The following is a 13,796-nucleotide window of genomic DNA, read 5'->3' on the forward strand; positions in this document are numbered from 1 at the left end:
CTTCAGGGTTGCGGCACGGCGTCGCCGGGGCGGGCCTGCGGCCCGGCCAACCATTCGCGTCCACGCAGCATGAGGTCGAAATACACCGCCGGCATCACCTGGGTTTTCAGCGTCCAGGCCAGCCGGCGCGGCACGCGCGGATCGAGCGGGAAGGTGGGCAGCAGGGCGCCGCCGTAGCCGAATTCCGCCAACACCACCTTGCCGCGCTCCACCGTCAGCGGGCAGGCGCCGTAACCGTCGTAGTGGGCGCTGGCGGGCTCGCCGGCCAGCGCGCGCAGCAGGTTCTCGGCCACCACCGGCGCTTGCTTGCGCACCGCCGCTGCGGTTTTGGCGTTCGGCGCGCTGCACACATCGCCCAGGCTGAACACCTTGGCGTAGCGGTTGTGGGCCAATGTGTGTGGGTCCACATCCACCCAGCCGTCGGCGTTGGCCAGTGGGCTGCAACGGATGAACGCTGGCGCCACCTGGGGCGGCACCGCGTGCAGGAAATCAAACTGCCGTTCGCGGGTTTGGCTCTGGCCGTCGGCATCGGTGTAGCGCAGCAGTGCGGTGCGGCCGGGACCGTCCACCGCCACCAAGGTTTCGCCGAAATGCAGTTGGGCGTCGTATTTGCGGATGTATTCCATCAGCGGTGGGACGAAATCAGCGACCCCGAACAGCACCCCGCCGGCATTGCAGAAGTCCACTTGAATGTCGCCCAGACGGCGCTGGCGCAACCAATGGTCGCAGGACAAATAAAGCGCTTTCTGCGGCGCGCCGGCGCACTTGATCGGCATCGGTGGTTGGGTGAACAGCGCCTTGCCGCTGCGCAGCTCTTGCACCTGCTGCCAAGTGTAGGACGCGTGCTGGAACGAGTAGTTGGAGGTGACGCCGTGTTGGCCGAGGCTGGTGCGCAGCCCCTCGATACCGTCCCAATCCAGCGCCAAGCCGGGGCAGACCACCAGCGCGCGGTAGCCGAAGCGTTGGCCATCCTCGAGCAGCACCTGCTGGGCGTCCGGTAGACACTCGGCCACCGCGCCGCGCAGCCAGGTCACGCCCTTGGGGATGCAGTCGGCCATGGCGCGCACGGTCTGGCGTGGGTCGAACACACCCGCGCCCACCAGCGTCCAGCCCGGCTGGTAATAGTGTTCGTTGGCCGGTTCCACGATGGCAATACGCAGCGCCGGCTGGCGCCGCAACAGGCTGGCGCTGACCGCACAGCCGGCCGCGCCGCCGCCGACTACCACCACATCGTAGTCGCCGCTGACGCTGGCCGTGGGCGCTGCTTGGCTGCGCTGGGCCAGGCGCGGTGCCAGCGCGCTGAGGTCGTAACCGGCCGCCTGCGCCACGGCCAGAATTTCGGTCACTGGCCGCTGCTGCGTTTGCGTCAGTGCCCACAGCGTGGTGGAGCGAGTGCCGGTACGGCAGAACGCCAGCACCGGGCCATGGGCTGCGGCCAGCAGCGCAGCGAACTGCGCCACCGCGTCATCGGTCAGTTGCCCGGGGATGATCGGCAGATAGTGATAGCTCAGTCCGGCGGCGGTGGCCGCCGCCGCCAGGTCAGCGCTGCTGGGTTGGTCGGGTGCTTCCTGATCCGGGCGGTTGTTGATCAGGGTGGTGATCCCAGCGGCGGCCAGTGCCGGTAGATCGTCAGGCAACAGTTGGGCGGCAACGGACAACTGGGCGGTGAGCGTTTTTGTTGTAGGCATGAGGGCTCCTGGCAGGCGAATCAGAACACGTCGAGGGGAATTTTCAGATAGCGGCTGCCATTGTCCTCAGGCGCTGGCAGATCGCCAGCTCGAATGTTCACTTGGACTGACGGCAGGATCAGTTTCGGCATGCCCAGCGTGGCGTCGCGGGCGCTGCGCATGGCCACAAACTCGTCTTCGCTGATGCCGGTATGGACGTGGATATTGGCGGCTTTTTGCGCGCCGATGCTGGTTTCGCAGCAGAACTCATCGCGCCCGGGGGCTTTGTAGTCGTGGCACAGGAATACGCGGGTGCTATCCGGCAACGTGAACAGCCGCTGGATCGAGCGGTACAGCACCCGCCCATCACCGCCGGGGAAATCACAGCGTGCGGTGCCGTAGTCGGGCATGAACAGGGTGTCACCGACGAACGCGGCGTCGCCGATCAGGTAGGTCATGCAGGCCGGGGTATGGCCCGGCGTGTGCAGTGCTTGAGCGCTGAGGTTGCCGACCTTGAACGGCTCGCCATCTTGCAGCAGATGGTCGAACTGGCGGCCGTCGGTGGCCACGTCATCCAGGTTGAACAGCTTGGTGAAGGTGTCCTGCACCTGAGTAATGTGCGCGCCGATGGCGAGCCGTCCGCCCAAGTGTTTGCGCAGCCAGGCGGCGGCGCTGAGGTGGTCGGCGTGGACATGGGTTTCCAGCAACCATTCCACTTCCAATTGCTGTGCATGCACAAACGCCACCAGCTTTTCGGCGCTGCTGTGGCCGGTGCGGCCGGAGGCGGCGTCGTAGTCCAGCACCGGGTCCACCAGCGCGCAGCGGTTAGACGATGGGTCTGCCACCACGTAGCTGTAGGTGAAGGTATCGGGATCAAAGAAAGCGGTGACAACGGGTTGCATGACGGGTGTCCTCTCCAACTCGCAGCGGCAGGCGCCGGGCGCCACGGATTCCAGCATGGGCAGCCCCGAGTGGGGCCGGATGTAAAACATGGTACACAATTTATAGTTATATGCTTATACGAAATATGAATATGCTGTGACGCAGTGCCGCGACCAAATGGCGTCAGCAGTCGGGGAGGGGGGCAGCAGGGGGATTTAAGCAGGGTGAAACGACGACCCCGGCAGTGGCCGGGGTCGGGGTGGATCAGTCGGCGTGACGCAGGGTGCCGGTCAGGTGCGGCTTGATGCCGTCCTGCGCTACCAGCCGGAAGTCGATGCCGTCGGCCACCGCAGTGTGGGCAAACTTCACCTTGGCCGGGATGAACACTGGCAGCTTGAACTGTACGTCGACGGTGAACGGCTGCACCGGCAGTTGCTCGTGGAGAGCGGCCAAGCTGCGCGCTTTGGTCCACATACCGTGGGCGATTTGGCGCTTGAAGCCGAACAGTTTGGCGCTCAGTGGGTACAGGTGGATGGGGTTGCGATCACCTGATACGGCGCCGTAACGACGACCGATGTCGCCAGGCACCTGCCACACTTCGGCGTCAGTCACCGGCGTGGTGTTCGGTGCACTGCGCGGTTCTTCCACGCCGGTGCCACCGCCGCGGCGGAACATGGTGGATTCGCTTTCCCAGACCAGCTCGCCGCCGGTGCTGACGCTGGTCAGCATTGAAAATTCGTAGCCTTTCGCCACCCGCACCAGCTCACCGAAGCCGCACTCGATGTCGAGTTGTTCGCGCTCGGCAATCGGGCGGAACTGGGTGATGCGGTTGCGCACGTGCACCAAACCCATGGCAGCAAACGGGAAATCGCTGCGCAGTAGCAGTGACATGAACAGCGGGTGGGCGTGCAAGTGTGGGTAGGTCACCGGCAGCATGCCGTCGGCTGGGAAACCGCACACATTGCGGTAGGTGCGCAGGTGCTTGGGATCGAGCACCACATCACGCAGGCGGATGCCCGCATTGGGCAGCACCGGGTTGTTGCCCGGCTTCACATTGGCGCGCAGGAGCGCTTTGGCGAACAACGGCAACATCGCCGGGGCATTGCGCAGCTCTTCAATGGCAGCACTCATCGGACACATCCTTTCCAAGCATCAGGAGCAGTGCCGCGCAGTATAGGGAGGCGTTGAAACCGCAGGATTGGCCGGATTGCCTCGCGCCGGTTGCGGGCCGGCGCTCTGGGCTCAGCGCGGGCGGCTGCGCCAGGCGCTGGCGCCGAGCAGGATCAACCGCAGTTGCTTGACGGTAATGCGCTGCAAGTAGGCCGCTTCGTCCGGGTGTTGATCGGGCAGTTCGAGGATCTGTTCGGTGATCGCCGACATGTTGTTCACCAGCAGCGCCGCCATCATCTGCAAGTCCTCGGCGCTGACCTTGGCCAGCAACGGAAAGCGCGACAGATCAGTGGCCAGTTCACTGGTGAACAGTCGTACTTCTTGGCGGATGGCAGAGCGAATTGGCGGGGTGCCGCTGAAGCGTTCTTTAGCCACGAAATGGAAATGCGGCGCCTGCTCCAGTACATGGCGCATGTAGGCATCCACCGACGCCTGCAGCAAGTCCGGCAGTGGTTCGCGGGTACTGCGCACGTCGCGCATCACTTGGCGCAGGGTGCGGAATGATTCGTCCACCAGCGCCAAGCCCAGCGCATCCATGTCCGGGAAGTGGCGGTAGAACGCGGTCGGCACGACGCCGGCCTTGCGCGCTACCAGCCGCAACGACAGCGAGCTAAAGCTTTCTTTCTGTGCCACCAGTTCCAGTGCGGCATCCATCAGGGCGCGGCGGGTACGTCCGCGGCGGGGATCTCGGCGTGCTTCGGCAGTAGTGCTCATGGGCGTTCCGGTTTGGTGTGCACAGTAATGCATATAGGGAGGCCATGAATCATACATCAATGCATTGTTCACATTGCAACATGTTGATATTTATAGCTTTAAAATCATTTAGTGAACAGGTGTTGACTTTTATAGCTGGCAATATTTAATGTGCACACATGTTCACCTATGGAGGGGCCTGCCGATGCCCGCGATATCGACTTCCGCCGCCGCACTGACGCCCAGCTGGGCCCAGCGGATGTGGCGCGCCACGGATAATGTGCTCACCCGTGCACTGGCCACGCCGTTGGCCGTGGACGATTACCTGCAGTGGTTCAATCCACTCTGGTCCAGCCGGACCATCCGCGCCGAAGTGGTGGCGGTGCAGCGTGAGACCCCCTCCGTGACCACCATCAGCTTGCGGCCTAATGCCCACTGGCCGGGGCACCGTGCCGGCCAGCATGTGCTGCTCACTGTGCAGTGCGATGGCGTACGCCATAGCCGCTGCTTCACCATCGCTTCTGGCGAACAGGAGCCGTTGTTGCGGCTCACCATCAAGGCCCATGAACAGGGTCTGGTCAGCCGAGAAGTGCTAGAGCGCATGCGCGATGGCGATCTGGTGGAACTGAGTGCGCCGCAAGGTGAGTTTCTGCTGCCGGAGGGCGATGGCCCGCTGCTGATGATCTGCGGCGGCAGTGGCATCACGCCAATGCTGAGCATGCTGCGCACCTTGGCCGCTGCCGGGCAGCAGCGCGATGTGGTGCTGGTGCACTACTACAGCACCGCCGCCGAAGCACTGGCGGTGGAGGAGCTGGCAGTGCTGGCAGCGCAATGGCCGCAACTGCGTAGCCTCGGGTGTTGCACCCGTGAGGCTGGGCAAGGCCTCAACGGTGGCCGTTTCAGCCTAGCGCAGTTGCAAGCGCTGGTGCCGGATGCCGCTGCGCGCCAATGGCTGCTGTGCGGTCCGGCTGGGTTGATGGACGCAGTGCAGCAAGCCAGCGTCGAAGCGGGTGTGGCGCCGCCGCTCAGCGAGCGCTTCGAACTGTCGCCGCCGACGGTAGTGGGCGAAGGCGAAGTGCATTTCGCTCGCAGTGCTGTCAGCGCCGATGGCGAACAGGGTGGCTCGTTGCTGGAACTGGCCGAGCAGGCTGGGTTGACGCCGCGCTACGGCTGCCGCATGGGCATCTGCCAAGCCTGCAAATGCCACGTCGACAGCGGTCTGGTGCGCGACCTGCGCACTGGTGAAGTGCGCGAAGTGCGCAATGAATCCGTCCAAATTTGTGTGCATGCGCCGGCCGGTCCGGTGCAGGTCCAACTGTGAGGAACACAGCATGAACGCGATTGTCCCCAAGCGCCTGGAAGGCGCAGAACTGGAAGCCTTCGGCAACGAAATCGAGGCGCTGCGCCAGGAAGTGATGAGCTCGCTGGGCGAGCGCGATGAGGCCTACCTGCGCCGTATTCTGCGCTGGCAGCGCGGCACCGAAATCGGCGGCCGGGCGCTGCTGTTTGCCGGCTGGCTGCCGCCGGCATGGTTGGCCGGTACGGCACTGCTGTCGATCTCGAAGATTCTGGAAAACATGGAAATCGGCCACAACGTCATGCACGGCCAATGGGATTGGCTGCAGGATGAGCGCCTGCGCGGTGATGTCTACGAATGGGATAACGTGTGCCCGTCGGACCAGTGGCGTCATTCGCACAACTATATGCATCACACCTACACCAACATCGTTGGCAAGGACCGCGATGTTGGGTACGGCATCATGCGTATGTCGGAAGACCAGGAGTGGCATCCGGTATACCGCTTCCAGCCGCTCTACAACTGGGTGCTAGCAGGGCTGTTTCAGTGGGGCGTGGCGCTGCACGATGTGGAGTTCGATCAAGTCATCACGCGTCGCAAGACGCTGCGTGAAGCTTGGCAGCAGCTGCGCGAGATCGGTCGCAAGTCGCGTCGCCAGGTGCTGAAGGATTATCTATTGTTCCCGCTGTTGGCAGGCCCTGGCGCGCTGCCGGTGTTGGCCGGCAACGTCAGCGCTAACCTGGTGCGCAATTTGTGGTCCTACGCGATTATTTTCTGTGGCCACTTCCCTGACGGCGTGTCGATGTTCACCGAGCAGGAAGCCGAGGGCGAAACCCGAGCCGGCTGGTACCAGCGCCAGTTGCTGGGTTCCAGCAACCTGGAAGGTGGCCGCCTTTTCCACATTATGTCCGGTCACTTGAGCCACCAGATCGAGCACCACCTGTTCCCTGATATGCCGGCTCATCGCTATGCGGAAATCGGTCCGCGGGTGGAAGAAATCTGCGCCCGTTACGGTCTGCCGTACAACAGTGGCGGCTTCCGCAAGCAGTTCTTCTCAGTGCTGCGGCGTATCTCCCAGCTCAGCCGTCGGCCGGAGCCGCAAGCGCTGGCAGCATGAGGGCACTGACGAGTCATCGGCGCAGGTTCCGGCTTGGGTGCGGCGTATGCTACTCTGCCAGCCTGTGTTGAACTGTCAGGATAATCGAGCAGGATGGCAGAACTGACTGATTCGGGCGTATTGCTGCGTATGGCCTACACAGCAATGAAAGCCGCGGGCATTGACGCTGATGCGGTGTTGCAGAAAGTCGGGTTGCAGGCCTCAGTGCTGAGCCAGCCCGATCTGCGCACGCCCCATGATGCCCAGGAATGGTTCTGGCAGGCCGCGGAGGAAGTCTCCGGTGATCCGTATGTGGGGCTGCACCTCGGTGCCCACATTCCGATCTTCAAAGGCCAGGTGCTGGAATACCTGTTCCTGAGCAGCTCCACTTTTGGTGAGGGCCTCAAGCGGGCGCTGAATTATCAGCGTCTGCTGTCTGATGCTGCCCGCGGTGAGCTGGAAGAGAGCGATGACACCGTGGTGCTCAAGCAGATGTTCTGGGATCGGCGTCTGCACCACTTCAACGAATGCGGCATGGTCGGTGTGATCAAGTTCTTCCGCTTCGTCACCGATGGTGCCTTCGAGCCGCTGCAGATCTATTTCAAACACTCCCAGCACGCCGACATGGAAGAGTACCAGCGCGTGTTCGGCTGCCCGATCTTGTTTGACCAGCCGTATACCGGGGTGCGTTTTGGAAGCGCGCTGATGGATCTGCCGTCGTCCCACCACGAGCCGGAGCTGTTGCGTTTGCATGAGCAGCTGGCGATCGAGCAGGTGGCGCGACTGGAGAAACAGGATCTGGTGGCACAGGTCAACCGCCTGATTGCCGAGCTGCTAGAGTCTGGGCACGCCAATTTGGAAGATGTGGCGGCGCGGCTGAACATCAAACCGCGCCAACTGCGTACTCGGTTGGCCGATGCTGGCACCAACTTCAACCAGCTGGTGGCCGATTACCGCTGCCGCTTGGCCAAGCGTTTGTTGGGCGGTACCGATGAGTCAATCGACGAGATCGTTTACCTGACCGGGTTCTCGGAACCGAGTACCTTCTACCGCGCGTTTAAGCGTTGGGTGGGTATGACGCCGATCGAGTACCGTAAGCTCAAGAGCGACGAAGACTGAGCGGGTAGTGGCCGACATGCGCACCTTGCGTTAGATGTTGTGCAATAAAAAAGGGCCCCTGGGGGCCCTTTTTTATTGCCTGGCGTTCAGCTCAGACCAGCTCGAGGCGGTCGAACATGGCGGACAGGGATTCTTCGTTGTTCACCCGGCGGATGGTTTCCGCCAGCATCGGTGCCAGTGACAGCACGCGGATGCGGCCGCAATCGCGGGCGGCGGTGGACAGCGGGATAGTGTCGGTGACAATCAGTTGGTCCAGATCGGACTCGCGGATATTGTTGATCGCTGCGCCGGACAGGATCGGGTGGGTGCAGTAAGCCAGTACCTTGGCGGCGCCGTGGTCTTTCAGGGCGCGCGCCGCTTTGCACAGGGTGCCAGCGGTATCGACCATGTCATCCACCAGGATGCAGGTGCGGCCTTTTACTTCACCGATGATGTGCATCACCTGAGACTCATTGGCCTTGGGCCGACGTTTGTCGATGATCGCGAGGTCGATGTCATTGAGCTGCTTGGCCAGTGCGCGAGCACGTACCACGCCGCCGACGTCCGGGGACACCACCATCATGTCGTCGTAATGCTGGCGCTCAATGTCAGCCACAATCAGCGGTGTGGCGTAGACGTTGTCCACCGGGATATCGAAGAAGCCCTGGATCTGGTCGGCGTGCAGGTCCACCGTCACCACGCGGTCGATACCGACGGTGGTGAGCATGTCCGCAACAATCTTCGCTGTGATCGGTACCCGGGCGGAGCGCACGCGGCGGTCCTGACGGGCATAACCGAAGTAGGGGATCACGGCGGTGATGCGACCAGCGGAAGAGCGGCGCAGGGCATCAGCCATGACCAGCACTTCCATCAGGTTGTTGTTGGTGGGGTGGCAGGTGGATTGGACGATGAAGACGTCCTTGCCGCGCACGTTTTCCTGGATCTCGACGGCGACTTCCCCGTCGCTGAAGGTGCCGACATCGGCTGCGCCCAGGGGAATGTTCAGTTGCCGGGTCATGGCTTGCGCCAATTCCGGATTAGCGTTGCCGGTAAAGACCACGAGTTTGGACACGGGCGCCCCCAAGGTATAGGTCACTGGTGGGCCTGGGTTGAGGCCCTTGATCCTGTGATTCGCGTAAGTGTACGAGAAGGAAGATGGCTGGGGTACCAGGACTCGAACCTGGGAATGACGGGATCAAAACCCGTTGCCTTACCAACTTGGCGATACCCCAACACTAACCGTTGTGTCACCTTCGAAGCTCAACCTTTGTCTTCAAGCACCCGGTGAAGGGGCGAAGTGTTGCAGCTCCGTGCGACGAAACCTGACCAGCGCGGTGGCAAGTGGGCGAGTAATTTAGCGCCTTTTTGCCAATTTGCAACCGTTGCGTAAACACAAGCTCCGGTGCCGGTCATGCGGCCTGTGCCGACATGCCTCTCAAGCCAGCCCAACGCCTCATCTACCTCGGCAAACAGCCTTCTGGCAACGGGCTCACAGTCGTTTCCGAGCTGTGTTTCGGGGGCTGCCCCGAGAACGGCCTGCACTGTAATGGGGGGGGTGTTCCTTGTCAATTCCCGGTCGCAAAATATTTCCTGAGTGGACACAAAAACACCAGGAAAAACCACCAGATACCATTGTTCAGGCACGTCTACTGACGTCAGTTGCTCGCCGACACCTTCGGCAAACGCACTGTGGCCACGCACGAATACGGGCACGTCAGCACCCAGTTCGAGACCCAACTGCGCCAAGGTGTCGAGTGACAGTCCCAGCTCCCACAGCCGGTTCAAACCCAGCAGCGCGGTGGCGGCGTCGCTGGAGCCGCCACCAAGACCGCCGCCGGCCGGTAGCCGTTTGGTGACGTAAATGTGAGCACCCTGGCGAGTGCCGGTGTGAGCCTGCAGCAGCTTCGCCGCCCGGTAGACCAGATTGTCGGTCATGGCGCCGGGCAGGCCGGGGCAGTGCACTTGCAGGTCATTGGCCGGCTGCAAGTGCAAGGTGTCGCCATGTTCGAGCAGGACGAATAGGGTTTGCAGCAGGTGGTAGCCGTCATCGCGACGACCGTTGATGTGCAGGAACAGGTTGAGCTTCGCTGGCGCCGGCAAGGTTAACGTCATGACAGTGGCACCCAGCGGTGGATCAGCAGTGTGAAGCGGTCGCTGCCGCGCTCCGCCCGGACCCGATGTGGCAGCACCAAGTGGCCGACCGCCTCAGGGCGGTCGAAGCGCAGCGTCCAACCCAGTTGTTGCAGGCCGGTGACCGAGCCGTCGTCGGCGCGCTGCAATTGCGCCGGTGCGCCGGGGAACGGCAGGCCGCGCACCCAGTAATAAAGAGCATCCACTGGCAGGTCCATGCCGGTGAGCATCCAGGCTAGCGCGCCGGGCGTGGGGGCTTGGTGTCGTTGCTTGCCGTGGCGCAATTCCGCGCCCTCGCCATTCCACAGCAATTCGGCACTGCCGAAGCCAAGCGGGCCGGAAAACAGAATCTGGCCGCCTTCGCTGCGCTGGCGCCATTCCAGACTGGCGCTGCCGCCGTCGGCGGCGGTGCGATAACCGAGTCGGCCACTCAAATCCCAGTGCTGTAAGGTCGCAGCGTTGAGGTGTTCCGGCACCTCGACCGTGCGCCAACTGGCGCAGCCGCTGAACAGTGTGGCGACGGTGATGATCATGGCTGCCCAACGCACAGTCATGGCGCGACTCCGTTCAGCAGCCGTTGCAGCGTGCTATCCAGCACCGGGTGGCCGCCGCCCTCATCCATGCTCAAGGCATCGCGCCACAGACTACGGGCCTCCTGTTGGCGGCCGAGGTGCCAGAGCACTTCGCCCAAATGTGCCGCCACCTCGGCATCGGGGTAGGCGCGGTAGGCCCGCTCTAGGTAGGGCACTGCTTCCTCGGCCCGACCAAGCTTGAACAATACCCAGCCCATGGAGTCGAGAATCGCGGGGTTATCCGGTTGTTTTGCCAGCGCGCGCTGGATCAGGCCGTAAGCCTCTTCGTACTGATCGGAGCGGTCGGCGAGGGTGTAGCCCAACGCGTTGAGCGCTTCGGTGTTGTTCGGATCACGCACCAGAATGCGACGCAGGTCAGCGAAGGTGACCTCCAGCAATCCGATTTGCTCCGCCAGCATGGCGCGGCCGTACAGCAACGACGGGTGATCGGGCAACGTCTCCAGCGCTTCGTTGAGCAGCAGTAGCGCCGCTTCCGGTTGCTGTAGCGACAGCAGTTCCGCTTCCATCGCATACAGGCGCGGTAATTCTTGCGGGAATTGCTGACGCAGGTTGGCTAACTGACGGTGCATGGCGCGGTATTGACCAATGTCTGCCATCAGACGTGCTGCCTGCACCTGTGCCGGTAGCACGTTGTCGCCGTCCTGCACTTGTAAATAGTGCTCGATGGCTAGCTGCGGGCGGCCCTCTAGTTCTTCCAACTGGCCCAGATAAAGCTGCATTTCGCTGGGCTGGTAGCCGGCTTCCAGCAGGGCTTCGAGGATCGCGCGGCCGGTGTCGCGGTGGTCTTGTTGCAGTGCGAACAAACCCAGTGACAGTTGCAGGTCCTGATCGTCGGGGAATTTCTCGGTGAGGATCTGCAACTGCTTGGCTGCTTGGTCAGCGTCGCCGGCTTCCAGTAGATAGCGGACGTAGATCACCCGTGGCCGCAGCGAGTCCGGAGCGCGGCGCACTTCGCGGCGCAGGTGGCGCAGGGCAGCGCGAGTGTTGCCGGCTTCGTACAGCAGCCGGCCTTTCAGCAGTCGAGCTTCCTCATGGCGCGGTTGCAGGCGGATGGCGCGTTCCACCGCTGCCAGTGAGCCGGGCATATCGGACTCGCTGCGCAAGTGCAGGGCGCGGGCGTACCATAGTGCGCCCTGATCCGGGTAGCGGTCGGTGAGCTGTGCCAGTGCGGCCATCAGGTTGGCGCTGGCGTCCTGATCCAGCCCTTCGGCATGGGCCACCAAGCGGGTGAGGCCGATGCGCGGCTCCAGCGCCAGTAGCCGGTCGATGTGATGGGCGGCGGCGTCGCGGCGGCCGAGCTGGATATTGGCCAGCGCCGCCAGTTGGTGGGCTTCACCGCTGTCCGGCGCCAACGACAGCCAGCGTTCGCTCTGTGCCAGTGTCTGTTCCGGATCCTGCAGCAGCGCTGCCAGCCGCGCCGCTTGGGCGCTCACCTCAGGACTGCGGTAGTCGGCACTGGCGAGCCGGTAATAGGACTGCCCCAGTGGCCAGACATGGCGCTGCATGGCCACTTCTGCCACCAGCAGATCGGCCAGCACGCTGCTGTCGTAGGGGGCGTAGTCCACCGGCACCGGAGCCGGCTCCGGTTGGGCCGCTGGCGGCGTGGTAGTGCAGCCGGCAAGCAGCAGGGCGGCGGCGACTGACAGGGTCAGAGGGCGGTAGGAGCGCAGACAAATAAAGACAGGCATGGACAGTCCCGAGAGTGCAGTGCTGGCATCATCGCATAGCCTTCCCGGCGGCCCAAGGCACTGCTTGCCGGGGGCGCCAATTGTTTCGGGGGGGCAAATCCCGCAAAATGCGGCACCCACGTATTCCCAGCCGGCCGCGCCCAAGGCGCCGGTTCCGGTGGTGGCCGACCGGGCCGGGATCCCGTCTGAGGCAGTGACATTCCGACATGAAGCTATTGGCAACAGGCGTTAACCACACCACTGCGGAGCTCAGCCTGCGCGAGCGGCTGACCTTCCCGGAAGCGCAGGTGGCCGCCGCGCTGCGCGATCTGGGCACGGTGCCGGGGGTGGTGGAAGCAGCCTTGCTGTCGACCTGCAACCGCACGGAAATCTACTGCTGGGTCGATGAAACCGGCCCTGATTTGGTGCAATGGCTGGCCAGCTGGCACGGCGTTGGCGATCACCGTCTGCGAGATGCGCTCTATATGCATGAAGGCGCTGACGCGTTGCGGCATATGATGCGCGTCGCCGGTGGCCTCGATTCTCTGGTGCTCGGTGAGCCGCAAATCCTTGGCCAGATGCGCGATGCCTACGCCTGCGCCATGGATGCCGGAGTGCTCAGCGGCGAGCTGGCGCGGGCTTTCCAGCAAGTATTTGGCGTTGCCAAGCGGATTCGTACTGAAACCGGTATTGGTGCCCATCCGGTCTCGGTAGCCTATGCGGCGGTCTCTTTTGCGCGTCATATCTTCGCCGATCTACGCGGCAGCCGGGCGCTGCTGGTGGGCGCCGGTGAGATGATCGACCTGGTCGCCCGCCACCTGCGTGAGCAGGGCGTGACCCGCATTACCATCGCCAACCGCACCCTTGCGCGTGCCCAAACGCTGGCCGCCGAGGTGGATGCTTACGCCATTGGCCTGGAAGAGCTGCCGTTGGCGCTGGAAGAAGCGGACATCGTTATCAGTTGTACCGGCGCGCCGGAGGCCGTGATCACTCGCAGCATGGCCGAACGGGCACTGAAGAAACGCCGGCACAAGCCGATTTTCATGGTCGATATTGCCGTACCACGCGACATCGATCCGGCGGTGGGCAAGTTGCAGGACGTTTATCTGTACAGCGTTGATGACCTGCACGAAGCGATCGAGGAAAACGTACGCCAACGCCAGGAAGCCGCGCGCCAAGCGGAGTCCATCATTGAAGACGCGATTGTGCGCCATGCTCGTGAACGCCGGGAGTTGGCGGCGGTGGACACGCTGCGCGAGTATCGTGAGCGGGTGGTGTCGCTGGGCGAGGACGAGTTGCGCCGCAGTCTGACCCAGCTGGAAGGCGGCGCCGATCCAGCCGAAGTACTCAAGCGTTTGCAGCACAACTTGGTCAACAAAGTCCTGCACAGCCCCAGTGTGCAATTGCGCCGGTTGGCGGCGGAAAACCGTCATGATGCACTGCTGCTGGCGCGCGAGATTCTGCTTGCGCAAGACCCGGGCAGCCGCCGTTAGCACGTCCCCG

At 63.2% G+C, this 13,796-nt stretch carries 12 protein-coding genes and 1 tRNA gene; 4 read left to right on the forward strand and 9 right to left on the reverse strand.

The genetic code is table 11. The annotated features are described in order from the left end of the window. Positions 1–2: 2 nt before the first annotated feature. From AB5I84_RS04355 to AB5I84_RS04370, 4 genes are all read right to left on the reverse strand, one after another. Positions 3–1,688: a bifunctional protein tyrosine phosphatase family protein/NAD(P)/FAD-dependent oxidoreductase gene (locus tag AB5I84_RS04355; protein ID WP_369454634.1), complete on the reverse strand. Its 1,686-nt coding sequence runs from the start codon at positions 1,686–1,688 to the stop codon at positions 3–5. A gap of 20 nt (positions 1,689–1,708) precedes the next feature. After that, complete coding sequence (locus tag AB5I84_RS04360) at positions 1,709–2,569, reverse strand: MBL fold metallo-hydrolase (RefSeq protein WP_369454635.1); 861 nt, start codon at positions 2,567–2,569, stop codon at positions 1,709–1,711. A 244-nt stretch (positions 2,570–2,813) separates the two neighbouring features. Further along, positions 2,814–3,680, reverse strand: a complete 867-nt coding sequence (locus AB5I84_RS04365; protein ID WP_369454636.1) for a MaoC/PaaZ C-terminal domain-containing protein — start codon at positions 3,678–3,680, stop codon at positions 2,814–2,816. A gap of 111 nt (positions 3,681–3,791) precedes the next feature. Continuing rightward, positions 3,792–4,433 carry a TetR family transcriptional regulator gene (locus AB5I84_RS04370; protein WP_369454637.1) on the reverse strand — a complete coding sequence of 214 codons (642 nt, stop codon included), beginning with the start codon at positions 4,431–4,433 and terminating at the stop codon, positions 3,792–3,794. A 184-nt stretch (positions 4,434–4,617) separates the two neighbouring features. Between AB5I84_RS04370 and AB5I84_RS04375 the strand changes: the two genes are divergently transcribed. The 3 genes from AB5I84_RS04375 (at position 4,618) to AB5I84_RS04385 (ending at position 7,924) form a co-directional block, all read left to right on the forward strand. Further along, positions 4,618–5,733 (forward strand): ferredoxin reductase, encoded by a 1,116-nt coding sequence (locus tag AB5I84_RS04375; RefSeq protein WP_369454638.1) that lies wholly within the window; start codon positions 4,618–4,620, stop codon positions 5,731–5,733. Positions 5,734–5,743: 10 nt separating this feature from the next. After that, positions 5,744–6,826, forward strand: a complete 1,083-nt coding sequence (locus AB5I84_RS04380) for a fatty acid desaturase family protein (RefSeq protein ID WP_369454639.1) — start codon at positions 5,744–5,746, stop codon at positions 6,824–6,826. Positions 6,827–6,919: 93 nt separating this feature from the next. Next, entirely contained in the window at positions 6,920–7,924 is a 1,005-nt protein-coding gene (locus AB5I84_RS04385) for an AraC family transcriptional regulator (protein ID WP_369454640.1), read from the forward strand. A 91-nt stretch (positions 7,925–8,015) separates the two neighbouring features. Here AB5I84_RS04385 and AB5I84_RS04390 read toward each other — a convergent pair whose 3' ends face one another. From AB5I84_RS04390 to AB5I84_RS04410, 5 genes are all read right to left on the reverse strand, one after another. Further along, positions 8,016–8,975 carry a ribose-phosphate pyrophosphokinase gene (locus tag AB5I84_RS04390; protein ID WP_369454641.1) on the reverse strand — a complete coding sequence of 320 codons (960 nt, stop codon included), beginning with the start codon at positions 8,973–8,975 and terminating at the stop codon, positions 8,016–8,018. A gap of 84 nt (positions 8,976–9,059) precedes the next feature. Continuing rightward, a tRNA-Gln gene (locus AB5I84_RS04395) sits at positions 9,060–9,135 on the reverse strand. A gap of 28 nt (positions 9,136–9,163) precedes the next feature. Further along, positions 9,164–10,015: a 4-(cytidine 5'-diphospho)-2-C-methyl-D-erythritol kinase gene (ispE, locus tag AB5I84_RS04400; RefSeq protein ID WP_369454642.1), complete on the reverse strand. Its 852-nt coding sequence runs from the start codon at positions 10,013–10,015 to the stop codon at positions 9,164–9,166. Next, positions 10,012–10,587 carry a lipoprotein insertase outer membrane protein LolB gene (lolB, locus tag AB5I84_RS04405; RefSeq protein ID WP_369454643.1) on the reverse strand — a complete coding sequence of 192 codons (576 nt, stop codon included), beginning with the start codon at positions 10,585–10,587 and terminating at the stop codon, positions 10,012–10,014. The genes ispE and lolB overlap by 4 nt, the downstream gene beginning before the upstream one ends. Beyond that, positions 10,584–12,314, reverse strand: coding sequence for a tetratricopeptide repeat protein (locus AB5I84_RS04410; RefSeq protein WP_369454644.1), 1,731 nt, complete (start codon positions 12,312–12,314; stop codon positions 10,584–10,586). Before AB5I84_RS04410 ends, lolB begins: the two co-directional genes overlap by 4 nt. 206 nt (positions 12,315–12,520) lie before the next feature. Here AB5I84_RS04410 and hemA point away from each other — a divergent pair, with 206 nt between their 5' ends. Continuing rightward, positions 12,521–13,786: a glutamyl-tRNA reductase gene (hemA, locus tag AB5I84_RS04415; RefSeq protein ID WP_369454645.1), complete on the forward strand. Its 1,266-nt coding sequence runs from the start codon at positions 12,521–12,523 to the stop codon at positions 13,784–13,786. The last annotated feature ends 10 nt before the right edge of the window (positions 13,787–13,796 follow it).

This window comes from Alcanivorax sp. REN37, assembly GCF_041102775.1.
GTDB classification, from domain to species: Bacteria; Pseudomonadota; Gammaproteobacteria; order Pseudomonadales; family Alcanivoracaceae; genus Isoalcanivorax; species Isoalcanivorax beigongshangi.